Origin of the sequence: Halomonas sp. BLK-85 (assembly GCF_044792155.1) — a bacterium.
Lineage (GTDB): Bacteria > Pseudomonadota > Gammaproteobacteria > Pseudomonadales > Halomonadaceae > Vreelandella.
Map to the genome: position 1 here is coordinate 2,287,547 of NZ_CP087731.1, position 24,143 is coordinate 2,311,689.

Here is a 24,143-nt window from a genome sequence, read left to right on the forward strand (position 1 = left end):
GGCATCGTCCCGTGTTATCCATCCCGAAACGCCAACGGCCCCGCAAAAGCGAGGCCGTTGAACCGGGTGTTGCCATTCAGTCAGTCAATCAATAATACTGACGTCATCGGCTTGTAAGCCGCGATCATTTTCAATCACGTAGTAGCGTACTATCTGCCCTTCCGTGAGCATACGTGGCCCACGCCCGCGAATAGCGCGAAAATGCACAAATACGTCTTCGCCATTATCGCGGGTTATAAACCCATATCCTTTGTTGGTGTTAAACCACTTTACTTCACCGTCTTCACGACCATCATTGGGATCAATGACCTCTTCATCATCGTCATATTGCGAATCATCTTCATCTGACTCGGGCTGGGCGACAGGCTGTCGCGCAGCCGGCTTGGCCACAGGTGCCACGTCGGGTGTTACCAGCATCGGCGGTGCCAGCGCGGCAGCGCCTAATGCGCCCAACAGAATGACAATAAAGCTGCCAACGGCAACCGCCAGGTAAATGCTGGCGATACCGCTTACCGCCAGTTCAGATATCAAGGATGCTGCAAGCTCCGCGTTGAACATGTACATCATGGCGGTCAGCAGCAAGGGCGCCGGGGCGGCAAGTAAAATACTGATAAAAACGCAGCGAAAAATAACTTTCGGATTCATAAATATAAAAAGCTCTCTTGTTGGATAGGTAACAGACAAAGGACAATATCTCGTCCTACGACTTACCGCTGCATGCTGGCAGCGGTCATACTTCTACAAGAGTGCGATGTTACCATGACCGAAACATTATCGCCTGCTGAGCTTTACCAACGCATTGAAACACTTGAAACCCGCCTGGCGTTCCAGGAAGACTGGCTGGACACGCTTGATCAGGCCGTGGCCAGACAGGGCCAGCGCCTGGATCAACTGGAACGCATCAGTGACCTGATGCGTCAACGTCTGCGTGAACAGCCGCAAGGCCAGCAAACCGATAACGAAACGGCGGCATCCCGCCCTGAGGACGAAATACCGCCGCATTATTGACTCCTACCAGTGCCTGGCTGCTGGATGTATCAGTTCACCACACTGGCAGGGTCAACGCTCTCAAGGTCAAAAGCATTGGCAACTGCCTGATAGGTGACCTGGCCGGCGTGCACATTCAGACCCGGCAGGAAATGCGGATCATCGTGCAGCGCCTGCTGCCAGCCCTTATCCGCCAGCGCCAGCACAAACGGCAGGGTGGCGTTGGTCAGCCCCTGGGTGGAGGTACGCGCCACCGCACCCGGCATGTTGGCCACGCAGTAATGCACAACGCCATCCACGATATAGGTTGGCTCGGCATGCGTGGTGGGCCTGCTGGTCTCGAAACAGCCGCCCTGGTCAATGGCCACATCAACCAGTACGCTGCCTGGTTTCATGATGCCCAGCATCTCACGGGTAATCAGCTTCGGCGCAGCGGCGCCGGGTATCAGCACCGCACCAATGATCATGTCCGATTCACGCGCCGCATGATCCAGCGCATCAGCGGTCGAGTAGACCGTCTTGATGCGCCCCTGATAGCGGTCGTCCAGCACCTCCAGGCGCGGTAGTGACTTGTCCAGAATGGTCACCTCCGCCCCCAGGCCCAGGGCCATACGGGCCGCATTTTCCCCCACGACGCCACCGCCAATCACCGTCACCTTGGCGGGTGCTACCCCAGGGACACCCGGCAACAGAATCCCGGCGCCACCCTGGGCTTTCTCAAGACTGTGGGCGCCGGCCTGAACCGCCATCCGTCCGGCGACCGTGCTCATCGGCGCCAGCAGCGGCAGACCGCCACGATTATCCGTGATGGTTTCGTAAGCGATACAGGTAGCACCGCTTTCTATCAACCCCTGGGTCAGCGATGCCTCTGCCGCCAGATGCAGATAGGTGAACAGAGTATGCTCAGGCTTGAGGCGTGCCACTTCTTCTGGCTGCGGCTCTTTTACCTTCAGGATCAGTTGTGCGTTGTGCCACAGCGTTTCAACATCCGCTTCAATCTGCGCACCTGCGGATTGGTAGTCAGCATCACTGAACCCTGCGCCTTCACCAGCACCTGCCTGAACCGCCAGCTGATGGCCGCGGCCTGCGAGCTCACGGGCACCTGTTGGCGTCAGCGCTACGCGATACTCATGATTCTTGATTTCCTTGGGAACGGCAATCCGCATGGAGTCTCTCCTGTTTCAGGTGGCTTTGATGAAACCATTACAGCACAGCAGGATGCTCTTCTAATACCCGAAACAGAAAAACAAAAAAAACGCCCTTACAGGCGCTTTACAGAAGAAAAAACAGTAAATATTGCGAACAGGCAGCTGATTTTTTCATAGCGGATCAATCGCGAAAAACCCGCACCCCCAAAGCCTTGAGGTAGGCCGTTTCGGCAATCGCTGGATGCACCGGATGATCCGGCCCCTGATGACCCTGGAAAAGAATCTGGCCGTGGCGATCCTGATGGCGCACCGAGCCGCGCACCACATCGACCAGGCGCTCTGGCGCCAGGTGCATGGAGCAGGAAGCTGACAGCAGCAGACCATCCCGGCCCAGCAGGCGCATGGCTTCGCGGTTCAGGCGCGCATAGGCACGTTCGCCGTTGGGGATATCCTTGCGCTTCTTGATGAAGGCAGGCGGGTCAAGAACCACCACATCAAACTGTTCGCCATCCGCCTTGAGCGCTGCGAGGGCATCAAAGGCGTCTGCTTCAGCAATCGCTACCTGCTCGTGGACACCGTTGAGCGCCGCATTACGGGCGACCTGCTCCAATGCCGGACCGGAAGAATCCACACACAGCACGTCACTGGCACCACTGGCGGCGGCCTGCACACCCCAACCGCCCACGTAGCTGAACACGTCCAGAACACGCTTGCCCGCCACGTGGCGATTGAGCCATTCGCGGTTAGCGCGGTGGTCAAAGAACCAGCCGGTTTTCTGACCATTCAGCACCGGCACCACGAAATGCACGCCATTTTCCTCGATCAGGGCTTCATCAGGCAGTTCGCCTTTGACCACCTCAACCTGAGCTTCCAGGCCTTCCTGTCGGCGTCCGCCGGTGTCATTGCGGAATACAATGACACTGGGTTTCAGCACTTTGTCCAGGGCATCCACAATCTCTTCGCTCATTCCCTGCATACCTGCGGTATTCAGTTGCACGACCAGAATATCGCCAAAGCGGTCAACTACCAGCCCGGGCAGAAGATCACCTTCACCATGCACCAGGCGATAAAACGGCGTGTTGAATAGCCGCTCACGCAGCGCCAGCGCCTGATTGAAACGGTGAATAAACAGCGAACGATCCAGGCGCATGGAAGGATCACGCGACATGATGCGCGCGCAGATCAGCGAATGCGGGTTCACATAGGCCACGCCCAGCGCACGCCCGTTGGATTCCTCGACAATCGCGCTCTCACCGCCAGTAAAGTTTTTGAGTGGTGTTTCCTTGACGTCCACTTCGTTGGAGTAGATCCACAAGTGACCGGCTTTCAGACGGCGTTCAGCGTTTTTATTCAATCTCAGGCGTTGGGTCACACAATTCTCCAAATAGCGGCTAACGCTGACATACGGGACAATAAACGCTGGCGCGCTGCCCGAGTGTAATGCGTTTTAACTCCTCGCCACAGCGCCGACAAGGCTCTCCATGACGACCATAAACATTCAGGCGCTGGGCAAAATAACCCGGCTCTCCCTGACCACTGACAAAATCACGCAGGGTAGTGCCCCCTTGGGTAATCGCTGCTGCCAACACTTCCTGGGCAGCAGCCGCCAGACGCTGATAGCGCGCCAGCGAAACTCTGCCCGCCTCTCGGCGCGGATCGATACCGGCCATGAACAGCGCTTCACTGGCGTAGATGTTGCCGACTCCGACCACTACCTGATTGTCCATCAAAAAAGGCTTGACGGCGACACGCTTACCGCGCGAGAGACGATACAACCGCTGGCCGTTAAAGTCGGCTGACAGGGGCTCAGGCCCCAGGTGTATCAGGCGTTTATCGCTCTGCTCATCCTTGGCCAGCCAATCCACAAAACCGAAGCGGCGCGGGTCGTGATAACGCAGTATGTGACCCGTGGTGAACACCAGATCAACATGGTCGTGTTTTTTGGGCAGATCACCCACCTGGGCGATACGCAGGCTGCCTGACATCCCCAGATGCCATATAAGCGTGCGCGCTGGCTCCGTGGTTTCCGCCTGATCGTCTTCCAGTGGCAACAACAGATACTTGGCTCGTCGATGCAGCGTGCCTATCTGCTTCCCTACCAGATCGTCTGCCAGCGCTGCAGGCACGGGTATCCGCAACCGGCCATTGCGGACAATCACTTCACTTATTTGCTGATGTTCCACGTAAGGCGCTATGCCGCGCCGGGTAGTTTCAACTTCCGGGAGTTCAGGCATGATATTCGCCGCCAACCGTTACACTGTCATGACGCACACTGAACACACGCATCACGGGTCCATATGCAAAAACCCGGCGGTTAGCCGGGTTTTTAGCAGGCAAACTCGCCTGCGATGAAAGCCGATCAATGTGCCAGAGGCTTACTTGATCTTGGCTTCCTTGTACATCACATGCTTGCGTACGACCGGATCGTATTTCTTGAATTCAAACTTGTCCGGGGTATTACGCTTGTTCTTGTCAGTGGTGTAGAAATGGCCTGTACCGGCACTTGACACCAACTTGATCTTGTCGCGCATGGTCTTGCTCTCCCAATATGCTGCCTGGCTTGGCCTGAATAGCCCTTGGCTCGGCTTAGATAACGTCGCCGCGCTTGCGGATGTCTTCCAGAACTGTCTCGATACCGCGCTTGTCAATGATACGCATGCCTTTGGAGGAAACGCGCAGCTTGACGAAGCGGTTCTGGGACTCTACCCAGAAACGATGCGTGTGCAGGTTCGGCAAGAAGCGGCGACGCGTCTTACGCTGGGAGTGAGATACATTATTACCGGATACCGGGCGCTTGCCGGTAACCTGACATACTTTGGACATGATAGCCTCCAACCGCTTGGCGAGTTGTTCAAAACTGTCGGGCAAACCGGAGCAGAGAAGCAGTCGGCGCATACCTATTGCCGGATATTTCCCAAGCCCGTTATTCAACCCAAGTTCAAAGGTGGCATTTTATACCAGAAGACTTTGCAGGCAGCAAGCAAAACTGCCAGAAAAGACCTGAAAGATGCCTTAACGGCGTCTTCCGGACTCTGGCTGGTTTCCTGCGCTACCCCAAAAAATAACTGGAAATACGAGGTTCAAAGATGGGCAGCCAGCATACTAAAGGGCATGGACCGCATTATTGGTGCCAATCTCTAAAGGCCGCTTATGATCCCACAACTTGGCGTCTATATCCAGCCACGCTCAGCAAAGGAGACCACTTCACCGTCACCGACCACAAAGTGATCGAGCACACGAATATCAAACAGGCCCAAGGCATCTTTAAGGCGATCCGTTATCCGGCGATCCGCATCACTGGGTTCGGCCACGCCAGACGGGTGATTATGGGCAAGAATCAAGGCACCGGCTCCCAACTCCAACGCCCGCTTGGCAACATCCCGAGGGTATACTGAAGCACTGTCGAGAGTGCCACGAAACAGGGATTCATAGCGAATGATGCGGTGCTGGGTATCCAGAAACAGCACGGCAAATTCTTCATGGCCCAGATGGCGCAACTGGGAGGTCAGGTAATGACGCACCAGAGCAGGCGAGGTCATTGCATTACCTCGCGCCAGCTGGCTGGCCAGATGGCGTCGGGAAAGCTCCAGCGTGGCCTGCAGCTGCGCATATTTGGCACTGCCCAGGCCGCGGGCAGCGCAGAAATCGCGCTGGTCTGCCTCCATCAGGGCGCGCAGGCCACCAAAACTGGCCAGCAGATCCCGCGCCAGATCCACGGCTGAGCGTCCCTTTACCCCAACCCTCAGGAAAATTGCCAGCAGTTCAGCGTCAGAAAGTGCCTGTGAGCCGAATGTCAGTAATTTTTCACGCGGCCTATCGACTTCCGGCCAATGATTAATGCCCATCTGCGTCCCTGCCTCATGGCGTTATTGATCCTTACTCCTGAAGGGTAGACATGCCAAAGCCACCCTGCCAGTGGTAAGGTAAAGCCTTTTACAGGCATGGATACAGTCAGCATGGCCAGATTGACGGGTAAACGCGTGTTGCTAGGCGTCAGCGGAGGGATAGCCGCCTACAAAAGCGCCCTCATTGTTCGTCTGCTCAAGCAGATGGGCTGCGATGTGCGCGTAGTGATGACCGAGGGCGCCCAGGCCTTTATCACACCGATGACATTGCAGGCACTATCCGGTGAAGAAGTACGCACCTCCCTGCTTGACCCTCAGGCCGAGGCCGGCATGGGCCATATTGAACTGGCCCGCTGGGCGGATCTTATTGTGATTGCCCCGGCCACCGCCGACCTGATGGCGCGCCTGACCCAGGGCATGGCTGATGATTTGCTGACCACCCTGTGTCTGGCCAGTGACGCACCACGCCTGATGGCACCCGCCATGAATCAGGCCATGTGGCGCCATATTGCCACTCAGCGCAACCTGCACACCCTGATTGACGACGGCTGGCAGATGATCGGCCCCGCCGCTGGCGAACAGGCCTGCGGCGATTCCGGGCCAGGTCGCATGTGCGAGCCTGACGCGATCAGTGACGCTGTCATGGCTCACTTTACCCCGGCGCCACCGCCTGATGGCACTGCCCGGCATGTAGTGATAACGGCTGGCCCAACCCGCGAACCGCTCGACCCGGTCCGCTATATTTCCAACCACAGCTCTGGAAAGATGGGCTTTGCCCTTGCCGTCGCCGCTGTGCGCCAGGGCCTGAATGTCACTCTGATCTGCGGGCCGGTCAACCAGCCGACCCCTGATAAAGTTGAGCGCGTGGATATCGAGACTGCCCGCGAAATGGATGCCGCTGTTCAGCGTCTGGCGCCTCAGGCAGACCTTTTCATTGGCTGTGCGGCGGTGGCTGACTATCGCCTGGAAGCCCCCTCCACTCACAAGATCAAGAAAACCGATGATAGCGAGACACTGACCCTGACGCTGATCAAAAACCCCGATATCATTGCCCGTGTCGCCGCCATGCCCGCATCCCGGCGCCCTGTCGTGATCGGCTTTGCGGCCGAAACCAATGAGATCGAGCATTACGCGCGTGACAAGCTTGTGCGCAAAGGGTTGGACATGATTGTTGCCAATGATGTGTCTGCATCGGGGCTAGGCTTTGGTAGTGACGATAACGCGGCCTGGCTGCTATGGCGCAGCCAGGAGGGCACCGAGAGCGAGTACCAGCCCGCGCAGTCCAAGCAACAGCTGGCGGAGGCGATTATCCAGCGGGCACTGAGGCTGTCCAAGCGCAGCCAGAAGCACCCCTGAGCCTATCCGTGCTGCTGTCAACACGCGCTTGACGCGCAGTAATATACCCAATACCTGAATGAGACGTGAATGACATTGCCAACTGACCTGACGACACCATTGCTGCAATGCCGGATTCTTGATGAACGCATCCGCGACTACCTTCCCTCCTATGCCACAGAAGGCTCGGCTGGCATGGATCTGCACGCTCTGCTGGATGCTCCGCTGACTCTGGCCCCCGGGGACTGTCAATTGGTGCGCACCGGGCTTGCCATCCATATCAGCGCCCCCCAGCTTGCCGGCATGATCCTGCCTCGCTCGGGACTTGGGCATAAGCATGGCATCGTCCTGGGCAACCTTGTCGGGCTGATCGATTCGGATTATCAGGGGGAGCTGATGGTGTCGGTGTGGAACCGTGGACAGCAGGCTTTTACGCTTGAGCCCTTCGAACGTCTGGCACAGTATGTGATCGTACCCGTCGTACAGGCACAGCTACAGATTGTTGAGCAATTTGACGACTCAACCCGTGGCACCGGTGGCTTTGGCAGCACCGGTAGCCATTGAGTGTTTCGACAGCGCCTGGTCGACACTGATTTAAATATGCCTCCAACCTTTCCACTTCGCTGACAGGACTGATGATGACCCTCTCACCTCCCGCTTCCATTTTTCGCGCCTACGACATTCGCGGCATTGTTGATGACACCCTGACCGAAGCCGGTGTCGAGCAGATTGGTCAGGCGATTGGCAGCGAAGCTGCTGCTCGCGGGGAATCCACGGTGGTGGTTGCGCGTGACGGCCGCCTTTCCGGCGAGCGCCTTCAGGACGCGCTGATACGTGGCCTGACCGCTGCGGGCCAGCACGTAGTCAACATCGGTATGGTACCCACCCCAGTCCTGTATTTTGCCACGCATATTCTTGAAGGTACCGCTTCAGGCGTGATGGTGACCGGCAGCCATAACCCCCCTGATTACAACGGCTTCAAGATTGTCCTGGGCGGGGAAACACTCTCGGGTGAAGCCATCAACGCTCTGCATCAGCGCATTTTCGACCAACAGCTGGCAAGCGGCCAGGGTGAAGTGCGCCAGGCAGATGTGCGTGAGCACTATCTTGAGCGGATTATCAGTGACATCCAGGTCAAGCGCCCTCTCAAGGCCGTGGTGGACTGTGGCAATGGCGTGGCAGGTGAATTGGGGCCGCAACTGATCGAGCGTCTGGGCGTTGAAACCCTGCCTCTGTTTGCCGAGATCGACGGTACCTTTCCCAACCATCACCCCGACCCGGGCAAACCTGAAAACCTCAAGGACCTGATTGCCAAGGTTCAGGAAACCGGCGCCGATATTGGCCTGGCCTTTGATGGGGATGGTGACCGCCTCGGCGTAATTACCCCCAGTGGCAAACTGATTTACCCTGACCACCTCTTGATGGCCTTCGCCACTGACATGCTGACACGCAATGCCGGTGCCAGGGTGATTTTTGACGTCAAGTGCACGGGTAACCTGACGCCAGTGATTGAGCAGGCAGGCGGCGAGCCGGAAATGTGGCGCACTGGCCACTCCCTGATCAAGGCACGCATGAAAGAAACCGGCGCCCAGCTGGCAGGTGAAATGAGCGGACATATCTTCTTCAAGGAGCGCTGGTACGGTTTTGACGACGGCATATATGCGGCGGCTCGTCTGCTGGAGATCCTTGCGGGCCAGCCGAACGATGCTGACCGCTACTTTGACAGCTTCCCGCTGGACATGGGTACGCCAGAAATCAACATCGCCGTCACCGATGACAACAAGTTTGCCCTGGTTGACAGACTGGCCCGTGAAGGAGATTTCGGTGACGGGGTCAAAACCACGCTGGACGGTATTCGCGTTGACTATCCAGACGGTTGGGGGCTTTGCCGCGCGTCCAACACCACCCCCATGCTGGTGCTGCGTTTTGAAGGCAAGAATGCCGATGCGCTGGCGCGTATTCAGGCCAGTTTCGGCGCAGCCCTGCGTCAGGTGGATCCTGGCCTTGCATTGCCGACCGAATAACGCTAACGCCCATTGGATCAGGTGAGGAAAATACCATGCAATCAGCCAGTCGCGACCCCCAGGTCGTTGTGGAAGTGCTCTCCGAGGCGCTTCCCTACATCCAGCAGTTCTCAGGCAAGACGGTAGTCGTCAAGTACGGCGGCAACGCCATGACAGAAACCACTCTGATTGACTCCTTTGCCCGTAACATCGTGCTGATGAAGGAAGTCGGCATCAACCCGGTCGTCGTTCACGGCGGCGGGCCCCAGATTGGCGACCTTCTGGCCAAGCTGAATATTGAATCCCGTTTCGTCAACGGCATGCGGGTTACCGATGCGCGCACCATGGACGTGGTGGAAATGGTCCTGGGTGGGCTGGTCAACAAAAGCATTGTCAATCTGATCAACCAAAGCGGCGGCAAGGCCATTGGTCTGACCGGCAAGGACGGCGCCCAGATTCGTGCCCGTCAGCTCAAGGTCGAGCACCAGAGCCCGGAAATGACAGCCCCGGAAATTATCGACATCGGTCATGTCGGGGAGGTGGAATCGATTTCCACTGACCTGATCGAAATGCTGGCTGCCCGGGATTTTATTCCGGTGATTGCCCCTATCGGTGTCGATCAACAAGGCAACAGCTACAATATCAATGCCGACCTGGTGGCCGGCAGGATCGCCGAAGCGCTTAACGCCGAAAAGCTGATGTTGCTGACCAATGTGGCAGGCCTGATGAACAGCGAAAGCGAGGTGCTGACCGGGCTAAGCACCGCTCAGGTGGATGGCCTGATCGCCGATGGCACCATTCACGGTGGCATGCTGCCCAAGATTCGCTGTGCCCTGGAAGCAGTTAAAGGCGGCGTCAACAGCGCCCACATTATCGATGGTCGCGTTCCTCACGCTGTGTTGCTGGAAATTTTCACCAATGCCGGGGTAGGCACACTGATTACAGATGCAAGCTAACGCAAGGAGGCAGCACATGGGGGGTGACTCAACAATGGATCGTCGCCAGCAGATTCTGCAGGCATTGGCATTAATGCTGGAAGAAGATAGCGGTAAACGCATTACCACCGCCGCTCTGGCGCGCCAGGTAGGCGTGTCGGAAGCCGCGCTTTACCGCCACTTCCCCAGCAAGGCGCGCATGTATGAAGGCCTGATCGAATTTATCGAGGAGAGCCTGTTTACCCGGATCTCCCGTATTCTGGATGATGTGCCTGATGCCATTAGCCGCTGCGCCAGGATTCTTACCCTGGTGCTCGCCTTTGCCGAAAAAAATCCCGGCCTTGCCCGTGTCATGCACGGTGATGTGCTGACCGGTGAAACCGCTCGACTGCGCCAGCGAGTACACCAGCTTTTCGAGCGCCTGGAACTCCAGCTGAAACAGGTGCTACGTGACGCCGAAATCCAGCAGGGCCAGCGGACCGTTATCACCACGACAGCCGCCGCCAATCTCCTGGTGGCTCAGGCTGAGGGCCATATCGCGCAATATGTACGCAGCGATTTCAAACGCCTGCCTACCGAACACTGGGAGGATCAGTGGGCGCTGGTCTCCCGTTCACTGCTACGGGAAGTTCAAGCGCCCGCTTGAGTTCACCCCCAAAAAAACCCCGAAGCCTGAGAGGGTTCGGGGTTTTGCTATATATGAACAAGTGTCAGCGCGTGTCAGGCCGCCAGCGAATCACCCATTTTATCACGCAATTTTTTCATGGCGTTCTTTTCAAGCTGGCGAATACGCTCGGCACTGACACCATAGACATCCGCCAGCTCATGCAGCGTGGCTTTGTCTTCTGCCAGCCAGCGACGCTGAAGAATGTCACGCGAGCGTTCATCCAACCCTTCCAGTGCACCCATTAACAGATGAGTGGAGTTCTGTTCATAATCACTGTACTCGAGCTGGGTCGCCGGGTCAGCGTCAGCATCGTCAAGATACTGCGCTGGCGACTGATACACACTGTCTTCATCATCGCTTGGCGAGGCATCAAATCCTGCGTCGAAGGATGACAGGCGCCCTTCCATGTCGCGCACTACTTCCGGCTTGACATCCAGGTCTGCGGCTATCGCATTGACCTCGTCGTTATTCAACCAGGCAAGCCGCTTCTTGGCGCTGCGCAGGTTGAAGAAAAGTTTACGCTGGGCCTTGGTGGTCGCGATTTTAACGATGCGCCAGTTGCGCAACACGAACTCGTGAATTTCTGCCTTGATCCAGTGAACGGCGAATGACACCAGGCGTACACCCTGGTGAGGGTCAAAACGCTTGACCGCCTTCATCAGCCCAACGTTACCTTCCTGGATCAGGTCTGCCTGAGGCAACCCATAGCCCGAATAGCTACGGGCGATATGTACGACAAAACGCAGGTGCGAAAGTACCAGACGACGAGCAGCCTCAAGATCGCCTTCATTGTGCAGGCGGAACGCCAGATCGCGCTCTTCTTCGGCGCTCAGCACCGCAATGCTGTTGACCGCCTTGATGTAGCCGCCCAGATCATGGCCTGGTGATAGCTGTCCCACCGGTAGAAGACTGTTGCTCATGTGCAGATGGTCTCCCTTAAAATATCCAATATGGCTTTTTAACCTATGACAATTACTAGCAGTAAATAGTTCAACTCGCAAACCCGGAACGCGCCAGGGTCTGACCTTCCTGATCTACCGCGGTTGACCAAAACGGCGCTATTCAGGCTTGATGCTGGAGAGATGACGGGACACCGCAAGCCAAGCACCCAACCAGCCGAACAGTGTACTGCAAAACAGCAGAATTGTAGAGCCGCCGACCCCTAATGAAGGCATGGAGAAATCAGCCCCGTAGCTTTGCGCCAGGGTAGTAACCGGTAACGCCAGCCACTGCCCACCCAGCAAGAGCAATAGCAGGGCCAGAACCCCCCCACCCAGCCCGTACCAGGCGCCGCTATACAAGAAGGGACGACGCACGAAACCATGTGTCGCCCCGATCAGCATGACGACTTCAATTTCGCGTCGGCGACTTTCCACTGCCAGGCGAATGGTATTGCCGACAATCAGCAGAACCCCCAGCCCAAAGAGAACCCCCAGCCCTAACGCAATCCGGTTGCCCAAGGCGGTAATCTGACGCAGCCGCTCCACCCAGGCCAAATCAAGACGCACTTCGTCCACACCGGCCATATCCGCAAAGTGATCCGCGGTGGCCTGCATTGCCTGCGGTGACACATCGTCCGGGTGCACCACTATGCTGAACGGCAAGGGGTTCTCGTCAAGGCCACCCAGGGTGTCCTCCAGGCCCAGAGACTGATTTAGCTCATCCAGGCCTTCATCGGCATCAATCAGGCGTGTCTGGGTCACTTCCGGCTGGGCCATGACTGCCTGGTGAATACGCTCTGCTTCAGCGCTATCTACCCGCTGTTCAAGGTAGACCGTCAAGGTGGCACTCTGGGTCAGTTCGGCATCCAGGCCACGGACGCTATCAAGCGTCAGCCACAGGCCTGCAGGCAGCATCAGCGCTATGGCAATTGCCAGCATGGTCAAAAGACTGCCCAGGGGATAACGCAGCAGTCGGCGCAAGCTATCCGTGGCCATGGCACGGTGGTGCCGTTTCCAGGATTCAAGGCGACTGGCAAAACGCGATTGCTGGGCACACGCACCGCGACGCTGACTGGGTGGGGAGGACATCATTCGACTCCCTCGTCAGCAACCAGCCGGCCTTCATGCAGGCGGAGTATGCGATGGCGCAAGCGGGCAATCAGCGCCAGGTCGTGGCTGGCGACCATGACGGTCGTCCCGATCCGGTTGAAATCCTCGAACAGGGCCATGATGTCAGCGGATAATTGCGGATCAAGATTCCCGGTCGGTTCATCGGCCAGCAGCAGTGCGGGCTTGTTGACCACCGCACGCGCAATGCCGACACGCTGCTGCTCGCCACCGGACAACTCGATTGGCAGGGCTTTTTCACGGTGTAACAAGCCAACTTTATCCAGTGCAGCCCGGGTGCGCCGTGCCGCATCACGCGGCTCCAGGCCCTGAATTTCCAGCGGTAGGGCAACGTTGTTAAAAATGGAACGATCAAACAAAAGTTGATGATCCTGGAAGACCACGCCGATCTGGCGTCGATAAAAGGGAACCATGCTGGTATGCAGTTTCGCCAGGTCGTGCCCGGCGACCACCACGCGTCCACGGCTGGGTTTTTCGAGGCGCATGATGAGACGTAGAAGCGAGCTCTTTCCGGCACCGGAATGGCCAGTCAGAAACACCATCTCTCCGCGGTCAACGCGAAAATTCAGGTGCGCCAACGCTTCAAAGCGCCCTCCATAGCGCTTGGCCACATGCTCGAAATCGATCATGCGCGGTCATCTTCACTCTGGCGGTCAAACAGAGCGCCGATAAAATCATTCGCTGCAAAGGGGCGCAGGTCATCCAGGCCTTCACCCACGCCGATAAACCGAATGGGCGTTTCCAACTGCTTGGCCAGGGCAAAAATAATCCCCCCCTTGGCTGTACCATCCAACTTGGTCAGGGTAATCCCGGTCACCGGAATGGCTTCATCAAAGGTAGTGGCCTGTGCAATGGCATTCTGGCCGGTACCTGCGTCCAGCACCAGCATGACTTCATGGGGTGCGCTCGGGTCAATTTTTGTCATCACGCGTTGGACCTTTTTCAACTCTTCCATAAGATGGCCCTTATTATGCAGACGTCCCGCCGTGTCTGCGATAAGCACATCAACACCGCGTGCCTTGGCGGCCGCCACTGCATCATAAATCACTGAAGCACTGTCTGCACCTGTATGTTGGGCAATTACCGGGACGCTGTTGCGCTCCCCCCAAACCTTCAACTGCTCCACGGCGGCCGCACGAAAGGTATCCCCGGCCGCCAGCATGACGCTTTTGCCTTCCCGCTGAAAACGCTGGGTCAGCTTGCCGATGGTGGTGGTCTTGCCAACACCGTTGACCCCGACCACCAGAATGACAAAGGGCCCCCCACCGTCCTTCTCGAGGGATAACGACTTGGCGACCGGTTCCAGCATGGCCGCCAGCTCTTCCTGCAAACCACGATACAAGGCCTGGGGGTTGTTGAGTTCCTTACGCGACACGCGATCTTCCAGGCGCTCAATGATCTCGGAGGTGGCCTCGATACCGACATCCGCCATTAACAGTTGGGTTTCCAGGTCCTCAAGCAGCTCATCGTCTATCTGCTTCTTGCCCAGAAACAGATCGGCAACGCCATCGGTCAGGTTGGCACGGGTTTTCCCCAAACCTGCCTTGATGCGCGAAAACCAGCCTTTTTTGTCTCCCGCCCTGGGTTTTTCCGGTAATTCGGCGGCAGGTGGCAATGTGGACGCCAGCGCTTCCGCCTCGGGCACCGGCTCTGGTGCAAATGCGGGTGAGCTTTCCGGCTCTGGCGAACTGATCGACTCAGCCTCTGACAACGCTTCCTCGGCAACGTCCGGACTTTCAGCGGCTTCCTGCGCCTGAGCCAGGGGGTCTTCAGAAGCAGATGCAGGAGGAGGATCAGCGTCTTCGCGGCTCTCCGGTACATCCTCTTCATCCGGACGATGATCAGCCTCCTGCTCAGAGGCCTGATCCACCGCTTGCTGCTGTTTCTTGCGTTTTAAAAAACCGAACATGGCTATCATCCGAGAAAAAAGTGAACATGGCTGCCATCCTACCACCCTGCATCAAGACTTTGGATACACAGCCCGCTACAATCTGATCATGAAAAGAAAACGCTCAACCCCCTCTGCTCGCGCCAGTACCCGGCTATCATCCAGTGTTGGCAAACTGCGCATTATTGGCGGTGAATTTCGCCGCCGCCAGCTCCCCGTGCTGAATAGCCCGGGGCTTCGCCCGACGCCGGATCGCGTGCGCGAAACCCTGTTCAACTGGCTGGGCCAATCGCTGTATGCCCAGCGCGGGGTGGACCTGTTTGCCGGCACGGGTTCTCTCGGTATAGAGGCGCTTTCCCGTGGCGCCAGTGAGCTTGTATTTGTTGAACGTGAGCGCAAGATCGCCGATCAGATCAGCGCTAACCTGACAACCCTGGGCGCTGAGAACGGGCACGTGCTCAGCGTCGACGTTGATGCCTTCCTGACGCAAACGGGGCGCCCTTTTGACCTGGCCTTTCTGGATCCTCCCTTTCATCAGGGACTGGCAGCGCCCTGCTGTGCGAAACTGGAAGCTAACGGCTGGCTTGCTGACAACGCCATGATTTACCTTGAATGTGAAGCATCACTAGCCCCTGAAACCCCTGCCAATTGGTCACTTCACCGCGAGACACGTGCCGGCGATACGGTGGCGAGACTTTATCAGCGCATGCCTGGGTAAATTTCCGCCCTCTAAACGCTTGTCGCGCCGGGCGGGTAACGATACGCTTGGCCGAACATTTAATCCAACCGAGTCCCCAAGGAGAAGTCAATGAGCCAGGAACTGTTCAACCAGCTCGACCAGAAAGTGGCTGCCACCGTCGAAGCGCTGGAACTGATGAAGCTGGAAAACGAAGAACTGCGCGAAGAAAACCAGCGACTCAAGCAGGAGCGCGAGGAATGGGAACAGCGCCTGACCGGCCTGCTCAGCAAGTTCGATGACATGACAGAAGGCACGGCCGCATCGTAATACGACGGGCATGGCGTCAATCTTTCATGGCTCGCGACATCAGCAGTGCATCGACACGTCTGCGTCCGGCAGTGTCCCCCACTGCCGGATAGTAACCCTTTCGGCGTCCATCGAAGGTGAAACCAAAGGTCTGATATAGCCTGATCGCCGGATCATTGGTTTCCCTGACGTCAAGCAACAGCCGCTCACTGTCGGCTTGGGTCACTTCCTCAATGACCGCCTGCATCAGCCACCTTGCCACACCCTGTCGTCGCCAGTCTGGCCGAACCCCCATGGCTTCAATCTCGGCATCAAACGGGCCGATCGCCACAATGGCATAGCCAATTGGCTGGCTTGTCCTTTGTTTATCTGCTGCCTGCCAGGCACTCAGCACCTTTATGTCCGGCGCTGTCAGTGCCGACGCCAGGGCTGCGGGTTGCATGCCACTGCCAGCGGTGGCTTCCAGATCAAGAAGCGCCGCCAGATGGTCGCCGGACAGCAACCGGATGCCCATCATCCTGTCTGGGCACCAAGAGATTGGCGCAGATCAATCAGTCTGGGCAGTAACCGACGCTTGGCATCACTGCTTTGAGCCAGCTCCTCCAGCGCAGCGCCCTGCCAGACCGGCAGATCCAGCGTCTGACTCTGCCCATTGTGCAGGTTGAGCAAGGCCGCAAAAGGGGTTGCCTGGGGCTCCCCCCACCACAGGACACGCTCCAGCTGCCAACCATGGCGCCGCGCCGTACCGCTGACAAAGGCATTAAGCCCATCGCGGGCCTCGTCGAGCGGATCATCTGGCTGAGGGCCGTTGGCCATTGGCGGCCAGCTGAAGGTCATCACATCGACGGATGTCGCAAGCGTGCCAGTCATGACAGCCAAGAGGTTATTCAGCAATGCCCGCTCAGTGTGTTTTAGCGTGCCCGGCACCAGATTCAGCCAGCGGCCTTCCAGGCAGCAGGATGACAGGGTGAATACCAGTGGCGCGGAATCCGCCTCCGGCAGACTATCCTGCTCGCTGTGAAGGGCGCGACCGGCAGGCGCCGTTGGCAAGGACGTTGACGTTGTGGGTGGTTGTGGCGTGTCAGCAATCTGCTCAGCCGTACCCTCTAGCAGCGACCGCAGTGCATGAGGAGACGCGGCGGGGTCTGAAGGCGCCCGGGGGGCCACCTCCTCTGTATCGCCAATAGCTGAATGCGCCTGGCGCTGGTCTTCGGCATGCTGGGCATCATCCAGCAGCGCATGCAACCGCTGGCTGGGGGACACCCGCTGGGGGGTCAGGTCCTCCCATTCACAGGCAGGCGTTTCCAGCGCATGAGGTAACTGATAGCGGGAGGCCCAGGTGGTAATGCCCATGGCATCCAGATACTGGCGTCGAATGGCCTCGCCGATCACTGACCGCCCCCTCGGCAATCGGGTGAGTCCGGACGCGCACCACCCCGTGCCTGCCATTCTTCTGGCGTATATAGGTGCAGGGCCAAAGCATGCACCGGGCCGGAAAGCTCATCGGCCAGCAAGGCATATATCTGCTGATGACGTTTGACCGGCATCAGGCCATCGAAGCGCCCACTGACAAGGGTAACCTTGAAATGCGTTTCCGAATTGACAGGCACATTGTGCCGGTGGCTTTCGTTCTCGACCTGCACCATCACCGGCTCAAGTGTCGCGAGTTTATGCTCGATCTGCGTCTGTAGCGACATGACCTTCTCCTGTGCGTTAGAACTGTCTTGGCAATTGGACAATTATACGCCGTCAGCGCCCTTCAGACGATAAACGCCGTTGACGTAGTGCCTGACCGGCCAACGGAACTCGCGCCAGGCTGGCCAAAAGGGCCATCAATGTGGTCAGTGCTCCCAGCCATAGCGTCCATTGCACAGCAAGCCCCAGCCCCAGCGCCGCGCCAACCAGTGCCACGCCCAGCGACTGACCCACGGTGCGCGTGGTGCTCATCACTCCGGAGACATTGGCACTGCGCTCAGGCGGCAGGCTGGCCATCATCTCCCGGTTGTTAGGCGGTTGGAACATACCAAAACCGATGCCACACAGTGCCGTGCGCCACAGACTGCCCAGGACACCGGTACTTGCGTCCACCAACCCAAGCGATATCAGACCGCTGATCAACAACACCAGGCCTGTGCTGGAAATCAGGCTGGGGTTGATACGGTCCGCCAGGCGTCCCGCCAGGGGCCCCACCAGCATGATCGCCAGCGGCCAGGGGGTAAACAGCCAGGCCGTTTCCAGGGGGGTAAACCCCATTTGCTCCTGGTAGAAAAACGAGAGCGCGACAAAGCTCAACCCTTGGCCAATAAAGGCAAGACCTGACGCCGACACCGCCAGACTAAAGCGCTTTTCGGCAAACACACTCAAGGGTAACAAGGGGTACGCGGCGCGACGCTGGCGCCGGATGAAGGCCGTACACGCCACGACGGCGATGCCCAGCCAGCCACCGCTTTGCCAGACAGGCGCCGTGTGGGCAATGGCATCCATGGCCAGAAAAAAACTGGCCAACATCATCATCGACAGCAAGGCGCCCGGGATATCAAAACTGCCCTTGCGGGGCACATCCCGGGGCAGAGCGCGACGCGCCAGCAGCAGTGACACCAGCCCCAGCGGCACATTCAGGGCAAACAGCCAGGGCCAGTCGGCAAACGACAGAATCATACCGCTCAGGGTAGGCCCTGCTGCATAACCGCCGGCGACCACCAGAGCAGAAAGGCCCAGGGCACTGCCCAGCAGCCGCGACGGAAAGATTGCCCGATATAATGACGGGCCAATCGACAGGGTTGCCGCCGCCCCCAGCCCCTGCAGGGCCCGAAATATCAGCAGGGTTTCCAGCTGCCTTGAAAGCGCGGCCCCCAGGGCAGCCAACACGAAAACACTGAGCCCGAACAGATAAAGGCGGCGACGGGTCACCAGCTCGCTGATACCTGCAAACACCAGCAGAAAAGCCGCACAGACCACCTGAAAGAGGTTGGTGATCCATACGGCGCGGGCACCGGAAACGCCCAGATCTGCAGCAATGGTGGGCAGCGCCAGATTGATCATGGTGGTATCGACCACAGCCATCAAGGTGCCGGTAATCAGTGCCAGAACGGCGAGGAAACGCTCGGCGCCCGGGAGACCATCGTCGCCAGGGCGAGTTTCGAAAAGCCGCATATCAAAGGGTCCTGAAAAAACCGGCCTGGGCCGGTCTAGTTATCGCGCAGGTGGTCGCGAATTCAAAGGGATGGGGATGAATCAGTTATCGTCATTATCCAGCAGCAGGGCGTCGTCCACTTCTGAAATTTCCAGGGCAGTATCATCGTCCAGATCAATGGCCAGATAGCTATGCTCAACTCTCAGGAAGTGTTGAAACAGCGACCAGTCCAGCGTCTCTGGCCATTGCGCTTCATCCTCTTCCCAGGCACGCAACTCGGTTTCAAGAATTACCTGATGGCGCTCATGGACAAAGGTCTCCAGCGCTTCAGGAGTGTCCATCTCGGGAATCAGATAAATGGTGCTTTCGCGTTCGACGTCGTCCAGGGTCAGGTCGTCGCCTCCCAGAGTGGGTTCGAGCGCGTTGATCCAGTCCACAAAGGCTTGGGTCGGCCTGACACTCAGGGCAGAGCGGTTTAGCAGTTTCATGGGATTCTCCTCGCCGTCGAAACGCCACCATTATGGGCGCTAATCGCTCAGTTTGCCATTAATGCAACGCTTTGTCGTTGAATGCCCAAAATGGGGTCGATACCGGTCAATCGTGGTATCAGCCCCATTTCCTGACCATCGCAAAGGCCCTTACTCGCTGACTTCAGGACGCATGGCCGGGAAGAGCAGCACATCACGGATGGAAGGGCTATCGGTAAACAGCATCACCAGACGGTCAATGCCGATGCCCTCACCTGCCGTTGGCGGCAGGCCATACTCCAGCGCACGCACGTAATCGGCATCAAAATACATGGCCTCCAGGTCACCGGCGTCTTTTTCAGCCACCTGCTCACGGAAGCGCTCAACCTGGTCTTCGGCGTCGTTAAGCTCCGAGAAGCCATTGGCGATCTCTCGCCCACCCACAAAGAACTCGAAACGGTCGGTCACAAAGGGGTTGGCGTCATTGCGCCGCGCCAGCGGGCTGACTTCTGCCGGGTATTCGGTAATAAAGGTAGGCTGATCCAGCTTGTGCTCGGCGACTTCTTCGAAGATCTCCGTCTGCAGTTTGCCCAGACCCCAGCTCTCTTTCACCTTGATACCCAGCGTTGCTGCCAGCGCCTGTGCGGCGTCCAGGTTATCCAGGTCTGCACCGGTGATTCCATCGCCATGATCCAGAATCGCCTGGCGCAGGGTCAGCCGGGCAAACGGCTTGCCAAAGTCATAGTGTTCGCCCTGGTACTCGATCAGCGTGGTACCCAGTACGTCTTCTGCCGTAGCGCGCAACATGGCTTCGGTCATATCCAGCAGATCGCGGTAATCGGCGTAGGCCCAGTAGAACTCGACCATGGTGAATTCCGGATTATGCCGGGTGGAAAGCCCTTCATTACGGAAGTTTCGGTTGATCTCGAATACTTTTTCAAAGCCGCCCACCACCAGGCGCTTGAGATAAAGCTCTGGTGCAATGCGCAGATACATATCGATATCCAGCGCATTGTGGTGAGTGATAAACGGACGTGCTGTAGCACCACCGGGGATCGGCTGCAGCATGGGCGTTTCCACTTCCATGAAGCCGCGCGCCTCAAAGAAGCGACGCATGGCGCTGATCACCGCCGCCCGAGTCTCGAATACCTTGCGTGACTGCGGGTTCATGATCAGATCCACATAGCGCTGGCGATAGCGGGCTTCCTGATCGGTCAGGCCATGGAACTTGTCCGGCAGCGGGCGCAGGCTCTTGGTTAACAGCTGCGCCTCTTTCATCATCACGTACAGATCACCCTTGCCGGATTTATGCACCGGGCCATGCGCTGCCACGATGTCACCGATATCCCAGCTTTTGATATCTTCCAGCACCTCGGCGGGTAAGCCTTTTTTGTCCACGTACAGCTGGATCTGCCCGGCCACGTCCTGAATCACCACAAAGGGCCCTCGCTGGCGCATGACTCGCCCGGCCACAGAAACATGCTGGTCCAGCGTTTCAAGTGTCGCCTTGTCTTTATCACCATAGGCTTGCTGGAGCTCAAGCGTCAGGCTGTCGCGGCGAAAGTCGTTGGGGAAAGCACTCCTGCCCTGTTCGGCGGCACGTTCACGGCGCGCGGTGAGTTTTGCACGGCGCTCGGCAATCAGATGGTTTTCGTTTTCGTGTGATCCGTCGTGGTTTGCCATATGGCACCCTGTCTGTAAAAGCTGGTCAATAAAAAACCGGTCAGTGATTCGAGACCGTCATCCATGGCGATGGCGCACTCAAAGCCCCTGTTTCAGGCTGGCAATGATGAACTGTTCAATATCGCCATCCAGCACCTTGTCGCAGTTACTGGACTGGACGCCGGTGCGCAGATCCTTGATGCGCTGATCATCGAGCACATAGGAGCGAATCTGGCTGCCCCAGCCAATATCCGCCTTGGACTCTTCCGCTTCCTGCTTGGCGGCGTTGCGCTTGTCCATTTCCATTTCCCACAGCTTGGCCTTGAGCTGCTTCATGGCAAAATCGCGGTTGGCATGCTGGCTACGCTGGTTCTGGCAGGCCACGACAATCCCGCTGGGCTCGTGGGTAATCCGCACCGCTGAATCCGTGGTGTTGACGTGCTGGCCGCCCGCGCCGCTGGAACGGTAGGTATCCACGCGCAGGTCTGACGGATTGATATCCACCTCAAAACTGTCATCAATTTCAGGCGACAGAAACACCGACGCAAACGATGTATGGCGGCGCCCGCCCGAATCAAACGGGCTCTTGCGCACCAGGCGATGCACGCCGGTTTCGGTGCGTAGCCAGCCAAAGGCATAGTCACCCTGGATATGAATGGTCGCTGACTTGATACCCGCCACATCTCCGCCGGAAAGTTCGATCAACTCGGCCTTGAAACCGTGATGCTCGGCCCAGCGCAGATACATGCGCAGCAGCATGTTGGCCCAATCCTGCGCTTCGGTACCCCCCGAGCCGGACTGGATATCCAGGTAGGCGTTGTTGGCATCCATTTCGCCAGAAAACATCCGCCGGAACTCAAGCTTTTCCAGTGCCTGCTGTAAGCCATCAAGCTCTGAGCTGACTTCCTCAGCGGTGCCTTCGTCCTCTTCCATCTCGGCAAGTTCCAGCAGGTCCTGGCTGTCTGCCAGCCCCTGCTCAAGGTCATCAATGGTTGCCACGATACCTTCGAGGGAGGAACGCTCCTTGCCCAGTTTCTGGGCGTAGTCCGGATCGCTCCAGACGTTGGGGTCCTCGAGTTCGCGGGTAACTTCCTCTAGCCGATCTTTCTTCTCGGCATAGTCAAAGATACCCCCTAAGAACCTCTGTCCGCTCAGACAGGTCCTTGATTTGATTATGAATCGGGTTGGTTTCCAGCATGATGGTTCTGGCCTTGATAAAAAAGTGACAGAAAAAACAACAGACGCCGCGGCAACATAAGGTAGCGTCCATATACCTTATGCCGCAGCGGCCTCACATGATAAGGGCCAATAGTGTAACCAAACACCGCCAATATCGCATCCATCACGAGCGTCTGCACAGCAAAAACCCGGCCGAAGCCGGGTATGACTGATCCGCTAGCGGTTGCTCTAGAAACGGTACGTCAGCTGGGCACCAATGCCATGCGCTTCGTTTTTGTAGTCGGCTGAGTAGTTAGAGGTGATCGGCGGTGTTTGCTGGCCCAGTACCGTAAAGCTGTCAGTCTTAGTTTGTTCAACTTGGGTGCTGCGCTCGGTGAGGTAAGTGTAGGCAACATCCAAGGTTAAATCAGGCATAGGGCTCCACCCTGCACCAATCGAGAAAATACGACGATCGTCAGAGGGAATCCGCACGCTACGGGTATCATCCTGTGTGGGTGTAAAATCTAACGCGACCCCAGCACGAAGTGCCAACGTCGGCGTTAACTGATACTCACCACCTGTAGAGAATGCCCACGCATTTGAGTAGTTCTGCTGCTCATCTGTGATTACTGGACGCTCACTACCAGTGACTAAAATCTGGTCAAAACGGCTCCAGCGCGCCCAGGAGGCACCAAACATAAGTTTAAGGTTGTCACTCATCTGCTGAGTAAGCGAGAAGTTGACCGTTTCAGGTGTGGTGAGATCCAGTGCCGCAGTATCCGTGACTGTGCCAATCCCTATTTGATCTAGCAGAGGCGAGCTACCTGAGAAGCTACCTTCCAGATTGAAATCTACCTTTGAACGGTAAGTCAGGCCAAACGTAGTTTCAGGTGCTGGCTGATAAATAACACCTAAGTTGTAGCCCCATGCCTCATCATCGCCTTCCACTCGAGAATCCACTTCAGAACGGCCCAAATCTGTTACCACAGGCACCTGACGATGCAATTCGCCCTCCACACGGTTATAGGTGAGGCCAGCCCCCACAGACCACTGGTCGTTGAAGCGATAAGACACCGTTGGCTGTGCAGTCATTACTTTAACTTCAGTATAATTACCCTGATTACGCCCCTGAAATCCATCTTCGTAATCGGTTTTGGAACCAAATGGTGCATACACACCAAAACCGAATGCCAGTTGTTCGTTAACTGGATGAGCATAGAAGGCAAAAGGTATTAGCGTGCCTGGCACCATGTCGCCGTCGTTAGTCCCTTCGACTGGCAACGTATCTGTTGCGCCACCAGTTTCTTGTAGAAAAGCGGGACTACTCTGTGAGGCACTTACGTTAGAAATATCGCTATTTACGCTGAGATAGGTCCCGCCAGCCGTTACCTGGGCGCGATCCAGAAACGACATCCCGGCCGGGTTGCCAAATACGATGGTGGCATCATTGATGTTGGAGCTGCGTCCGGCATGGCTATAGCCCTGGCCGCTGACACTTTGTTCATTGATCTGATACCCGCCGGCGTGGGCCTGAGATGCCATTGTTATGGCGGCAACTGCCGTGGCCAGTGTCAATTTATTGAATTTGTTATGCATACGTACCCCAAGTTGTGATTATCCTGCGGCGCTTCCCGTCGCCGTTATTGATTGTACATGTGTGTTTTCTCGCACTCAGCGCTCAGGATCAAGAGCAAACGGGCGTTTTATCCTATTTTTACCTTATACATTGGTAGAACGGTCGTTTTAAGTAACCGTTTAAAAAACAATTAATGCCAGGCATGCCTTGACCTATGGGTAACACAAAGGTTCTAAACTGTTTATCAGGATACGTTGAGAACCCCTGAACCTGTGTTCAGTAAGG

Annotated in this window: 27 protein-coding genes; 8 read left to right on the forward strand and 19 right to left on the reverse strand. The window is 57.2% G+C overall.

Features of this window, described 5'->3' with window-relative positions; all coding sequences use genetic code 11:
- Window positions 1–84: 84 nt before the first annotated feature.
- Window positions 85–645: a cold-shock protein gene (locus LL947_RS10350; protein WP_290821129.1), complete on the reverse strand. Its 561-nt coding sequence runs from the start codon at window positions 643–645 to the stop codon at window positions 85–87.
- Window positions 646–759: 114 nt separating this feature from the next.
- On the opposite strand from LL947_RS10350, the gene LL947_RS10355 reads away from it, so the two are divergent.
- Window positions 760–1,008 (forward strand): SlyX family protein, encoded by a 249-nt coding sequence (locus LL947_RS10355; protein WP_499833137.1) that lies wholly within the window; start codon window positions 760–762, stop codon window positions 1,006–1,008.
- A 29-nt stretch (window positions 1,009–1,037) separates the two neighbouring features.
- Here LL947_RS10355 and ald read toward each other — a convergent pair whose 3' ends face one another.
- The 6 genes from ald to radC all read right to left on the reverse strand — a co-directional run bounded on the left by ald (window position 1,038) and on the right by radC (window position 5,980).
- Window positions 1,038–2,153 (reverse strand): alanine dehydrogenase, encoded by a 1,116-nt coding sequence (gene ald / locus LL947_RS10360; protein ID WP_290821133.1) that lies wholly within the window; start codon window positions 2,151–2,153, stop codon window positions 1,038–1,040.
- Between the two features lie 163 nt (window positions 2,154–2,316).
- Complete coding sequence (locus LL947_RS10365; RefSeq protein ID WP_499833138.1) at window positions 2,317–3,507, reverse strand: class I SAM-dependent rRNA methyltransferase; 1,191 nt, start codon at window positions 3,505–3,507, stop codon at window positions 2,317–2,319.
- Window positions 3,508–3,526: 19 nt separating this feature from the next.
- On the reverse strand, window positions 3,527–4,369 hold the full coding sequence (gene mutM, locus LL947_RS10370) for a bifunctional DNA-formamidopyrimidine glycosylase/DNA-(apurinic or apyrimidinic site) lyase (protein WP_499833139.1): 843 nt from the start codon (window positions 4,367–4,369) through the stop codon (window positions 3,527–3,529).
- A 141-nt stretch (window positions 4,370–4,510) separates the two neighbouring features.
- A complete protein-coding gene (gene rpmG / locus LL947_RS10375) occupies window positions 4,511–4,666 on the reverse strand; it encodes a 50S ribosomal protein L33 (RefSeq protein WP_027337782.1) in 156 nt (51 codons plus the stop codon).
- 55 nt (window positions 4,667–4,721) lie between these two features.
- On the reverse strand, window positions 4,722–4,958 hold the full coding sequence (gene rpmB, locus LL947_RS10380) for a 50S ribosomal protein L28 (protein ID WP_290821137.1): 237 nt from the start codon (window positions 4,956–4,958) through the stop codon (window positions 4,722–4,724).
- 347 nt (window positions 4,959–5,305) lie between these two features.
- Window positions 5,306–5,980, reverse strand: a complete 675-nt coding sequence (radC, locus tag LL947_RS10385) for a RadC family protein (RefSeq protein ID WP_499833140.1) — start codon at window positions 5,978–5,980, stop codon at window positions 5,306–5,308.
- Window positions 5,981–6,091: 111 nt separating this feature from the next.
- Between radC and coaBC the strand changes: the two genes are divergently transcribed.
- From coaBC to slmA, 5 genes are all read left to right on the forward strand, one after another.
- A complete protein-coding gene (gene coaBC, locus LL947_RS10390; protein WP_499833141.1) occupies window positions 6,092–7,336 on the forward strand; it encodes a bifunctional phosphopantothenoylcysteine decarboxylase/phosphopantothenate--cysteine ligase CoaBC in 1,245 nt (414 codons plus the stop codon).
- A gap of 69 nt (window positions 7,337–7,405) precedes the next feature.
- Window positions 7,406–7,879, forward strand: a complete 474-nt coding sequence (gene dut, locus LL947_RS10395; RefSeq protein WP_290821140.1) for a dUTP diphosphatase — start codon at window positions 7,406–7,408, stop codon at window positions 7,877–7,879.
- Between the two features lie 71 nt (window positions 7,880–7,950).
- Window positions 7,951–9,339, forward strand: coding sequence for a phosphomannomutase/phosphoglucomutase (locus LL947_RS10400; protein ID WP_499833142.1), 1,389 nt, complete (start codon window positions 7,951–7,953; stop codon window positions 9,337–9,339).
- A gap of 35 nt (window positions 9,340–9,374) precedes the next feature.
- Window positions 9,375–10,274: an acetylglutamate kinase gene (argB, locus tag LL947_RS10405; protein ID WP_290821142.1), complete on the forward strand. Its 900-nt coding sequence runs from the start codon at window positions 9,375–9,377 to the stop codon at window positions 10,272–10,274.
- A gap of 16 nt (window positions 10,275–10,290) precedes the next feature.
- Window positions 10,291–10,899 carry a nucleoid occlusion factor SlmA gene (gene slmA / locus LL947_RS10410; protein ID WP_404413762.1) on the forward strand — a complete coding sequence of 203 codons (609 nt, stop codon included), beginning with the start codon at window positions 10,291–10,293 and terminating at the stop codon, window positions 10,897–10,899.
- Between the two features lie 74 nt (window positions 10,900–10,973).
- Here slmA and rpoH read toward each other — a convergent pair whose 3' ends face one another.
- The 4 genes from rpoH to ftsY all read right to left on the reverse strand — a co-directional run bounded on the left by rpoH (window position 10,974) and on the right by ftsY (window position 14,898).
- A complete protein-coding gene (gene rpoH / locus LL947_RS10415) occupies window positions 10,974–11,840 on the reverse strand; it encodes an RNA polymerase sigma factor RpoH (protein ID WP_499833143.1) in 867 nt (288 codons plus the stop codon).
- Between the two features lie 138 nt (window positions 11,841–11,978).
- Window positions 11,979–12,950, reverse strand: coding sequence for a permease-like cell division protein FtsX (gene ftsX, locus LL947_RS10420; RefSeq protein ID WP_499834413.1), 972 nt, complete (start codon window positions 12,948–12,950; stop codon window positions 11,979–11,981).
- Complete coding sequence (ftsE, locus tag LL947_RS10425; RefSeq protein ID WP_290821146.1) at window positions 12,950–13,618, reverse strand: cell division ATP-binding protein FtsE; 669 nt, start codon at window positions 13,616–13,618, stop codon at window positions 12,950–12,952. The genes ftsX and ftsE overlap by 1 nt, the downstream gene beginning before the upstream one ends.
- A complete protein-coding gene (ftsY, locus tag LL947_RS10430) occupies window positions 13,615–14,898 on the reverse strand; it encodes a signal recognition particle-docking protein FtsY (protein WP_499833144.1) in 1,284 nt (427 codons plus the stop codon). Before ftsY ends, ftsE begins: the two co-directional genes overlap by 4 nt.
- Between ftsY and rsmD the strand changes: the two genes are divergently transcribed.
- Complete coding sequence (gene rsmD / locus LL947_RS10435) at window positions 14,897–15,595, forward strand: 16S rRNA (guanine(966)-N(2))-methyltransferase RsmD (RefSeq protein WP_499833145.1); 699 nt, start codon at window positions 14,897–14,899, stop codon at window positions 15,593–15,595. The two genes, ftsY and rsmD, sit on opposite strands and share 2 nt — an antisense overlap.
- Window positions 15,596–15,685: 90 nt before the next feature.
- Window positions 15,686–15,883: a cell division protein ZapB gene (zapB, locus tag LL947_RS10440; RefSeq protein ID WP_290821148.1), complete on the forward strand. Its 198-nt coding sequence runs from the start codon at window positions 15,686–15,688 to the stop codon at window positions 15,881–15,883.
- A gap of 16 nt (window positions 15,884–15,899) precedes the next feature.
- On the opposite strand, the gene LL947_RS10445 is transcribed toward zapB, so the two are convergent.
- The 8 genes from LL947_RS10445 to LL947_RS10480 all read right to left on the reverse strand — a co-directional run bounded on the left by LL947_RS10445 (window position 15,900) and on the right by LL947_RS10480 (window position 23,878).
- Window positions 15,900–16,379: a GNAT family N-acetyltransferase gene (locus LL947_RS10445; protein WP_499833146.1), complete on the reverse strand. Its 480-nt coding sequence runs from the start codon at window positions 16,377–16,379 to the stop codon at window positions 15,900–15,902.
- Window positions 16,376–17,254: a hypothetical protein gene (locus LL947_RS10450; protein WP_499833147.1), complete on the reverse strand. Its 879-nt coding sequence runs from the start codon at window positions 17,252–17,254 to the stop codon at window positions 16,376–16,378. Before LL947_RS10450 ends, LL947_RS10445 begins: the two co-directional genes overlap by 4 nt.
- Window positions 17,251–17,559 carry a BolA family protein gene (locus LL947_RS10455; protein ID WP_290821151.1) on the reverse strand — a complete coding sequence of 103 codons (309 nt, stop codon included), beginning with the start codon at window positions 17,557–17,559 and terminating at the stop codon, window positions 17,251–17,253. Before LL947_RS10455 ends, LL947_RS10450 begins: the two co-directional genes overlap by 4 nt.
- 52 nt (window positions 17,560–17,611) lie before the next feature.
- The gene (locus LL947_RS10460; protein WP_499833148.1) at window positions 17,612–19,015 is read right to left on the reverse strand and encodes an MFS transporter; all 1,404 of its coding nucleotides are present in this window, start codon (window positions 19,013–19,015) and stop codon (window positions 17,612–17,614) included.
- Window positions 19,016–19,096: 81 nt separating this feature from the next.
- Window positions 19,097–19,483, reverse strand: a complete 387-nt coding sequence (locus LL947_RS10465; RefSeq protein ID WP_290821153.1) for a hypothetical protein — start codon at window positions 19,481–19,483, stop codon at window positions 19,097–19,099.
- A 150-nt stretch (window positions 19,484–19,633) separates the two neighbouring features.
- Window positions 19,634–21,145 carry a lysine--tRNA ligase gene (gene lysS, locus LL947_RS10470; RefSeq protein ID WP_499833150.1) on the reverse strand — a complete coding sequence of 504 codons (1,512 nt, stop codon included), beginning with the start codon at window positions 21,143–21,145 and terminating at the stop codon, window positions 19,634–19,636.
- A gap of 78 nt (window positions 21,146–21,223) precedes the next feature.
- Window positions 21,224–22,322 (reverse strand): peptide chain release factor 2 gene (gene prfB / locus LL947_RS10475; RefSeq protein WP_499833151.1). Its coding sequence is split into 2 segments (ribosomal slippage): window positions 21,224–22,246 and window positions 22,248–22,322, totalling 1,098 coding nucleotides; the frame shifts between segments, so codons are not numbered across the junction.
- Between the two features lie 209 nt (window positions 22,323–22,531).
- On the reverse strand, window positions 22,532–23,878 hold the full coding sequence (locus LL947_RS10480; protein ID WP_499833152.1) for an OmpP1/FadL family transporter: 1,347 nt from the start codon (window positions 23,876–23,878) through the stop codon (window positions 22,532–22,534).
- Window positions 23,879–24,143: the final 265 nt, after the last annotated feature.

Excerpts from the sequence above, each read along its gene's own strand:
- LL947_RS10460 (WP_499833148.1), bottom strand. The coding sequence starts at position 19,015 with ATGCGGCTTTTCGAAACTCGCCCTGGCGACGATGGTCTCCCGGGCGCC.
- dut (WP_290821140.1), top strand. The coding sequence starts at position 7,406 with ATGACATTGCCAACTGACCTGACGACACCATTGCTGCAATGCCGGATT.
- mutM (WP_499833139.1), bottom strand. The coding sequence starts at position 4,369 with ATGCCTGAACTCCCGGAAGTTGAAACTACCCGGCGCGGCATAGCGCCT.
- LL947_RS10400 (WP_499833142.1), top strand. The coding sequence starts at position 7,951 with ATGATGACCCTCTCACCTCCCGCTTCCATTTTTCGCGCCTACGACATT.
- coaBC (WP_499833141.1), top strand. The coding sequence starts at position 6,092 with ATGGCCAGATTGACGGGTAAACGCGTGTTGCTAGGCGTCAGCGGAGGG.
- ftsX (WP_499834413.1), bottom strand. The coding sequence starts at position 12,950 with ATGTCCTCCCCACCCAGTCAGCGTCGCGGTGCGTGTGCCCAGCAATCG.
- ftsY (WP_499833144.1), bottom strand. The coding sequence starts at position 14,898 with ATGTTCGGTTTTTTAAAACGCAAGAAACAGCAGCAAGCGGTGGATCAG.
- zapB (WP_290821148.1), top strand. The coding sequence starts at position 15,686 with ATGAGCCAGGAACTGTTCAACCAGCTCGACCAGAAAGTGGCTGCCACC.
- rsmD (WP_499833145.1), top strand. The coding sequence starts at position 14,897 with ATGGCTATCATCCGAGAAAAAAGTGAACATGGCTGCCATCCTACCACC.
- LL947_RS10480 (WP_499833152.1), bottom strand. The coding sequence starts at position 23,878 with ATGCATAACAAATTCAATAAATTGACACTGGCCACGGCAGTTGCCGCC.
- LL947_RS10465 (WP_290821153.1), bottom strand. The coding sequence starts at position 19,483 with ATGAAACTGCTAAACCGCTCTGCCCTGAGTGTCAGGCCGACCCAAGCC.
- LL947_RS10355 (WP_499833137.1), top strand. The coding sequence starts at position 760 with ATGACCGAAACATTATCGCCTGCTGAGCTTTACCAACGCATTGAAACA.
- rpmG (WP_027337782.1), bottom strand. The coding sequence starts at position 4,666 with ATGCGCGACAAGATCAAGTTGGTGTCAAGTGCCGGTACAGGCCATTTC.
- LL947_RS10350 (WP_290821129.1), bottom strand. The coding sequence starts at position 645 with ATGAATCCGAAAGTTATTTTTCGCTGCGTTTTTATCAGTATTTTACTT.
- ald (WP_290821133.1), bottom strand. The coding sequence starts at position 2,153 with ATGCGGATTGCCGTTCCCAAGGAAATCAAGAATCATGAGTATCGCGTA.
- rpmB (WP_290821137.1), bottom strand. The coding sequence starts at position 4,958 with ATGTCCAAAGTATGTCAGGTTACCGGCAAGCGCCCGGTATCCGGTAAT.
- ftsE (WP_290821146.1), bottom strand. The coding sequence starts at position 13,618 with ATGATCGATTTCGAGCATGTGGCCAAGCGCTATGGAGGGCGCTTTGAA.
- LL947_RS10445 (WP_499833146.1), bottom strand. The coding sequence starts at position 16,379 with ATGATGGGCATCCGGTTGCTGTCCGGCGACCATCTGGCGGCGCTTCTT.
- lysS (WP_499833150.1), bottom strand. The coding sequence starts at position 21,145 with ATGGCAAACCACGACGGATCACACGAAAACGAAAACCATCTGATTGCC.
- rpoH (WP_499833143.1), bottom strand. The coding sequence starts at position 11,840 with ATGAGCAACAGTCTTCTACCGGTGGGACAGCTATCACCAGGCCATGAT.
- LL947_RS10455 (WP_290821151.1), bottom strand. The coding sequence starts at position 17,559 with ATGTCGCTACAGACGCAGATCGAGCATAAACTCGCGACACTTGAGCCG.
- argB (WP_290821142.1), top strand. The coding sequence starts at position 9,375 with ATGCAATCAGCCAGTCGCGACCCCCAGGTCGTTGTGGAAGTGCTCTCC.
- radC (WP_499833140.1), bottom strand. The coding sequence starts at position 5,980 with ATGGGCATTAATCATTGGCCGGAAGTCGATAGGCCGCGTGAAAAATTA.
- slmA (WP_404413762.1), top strand. The coding sequence starts at position 10,291 with ATGGGGGGTGACTCAACAATGGATCGTCGCCAGCAGATTCTGCAGGCA.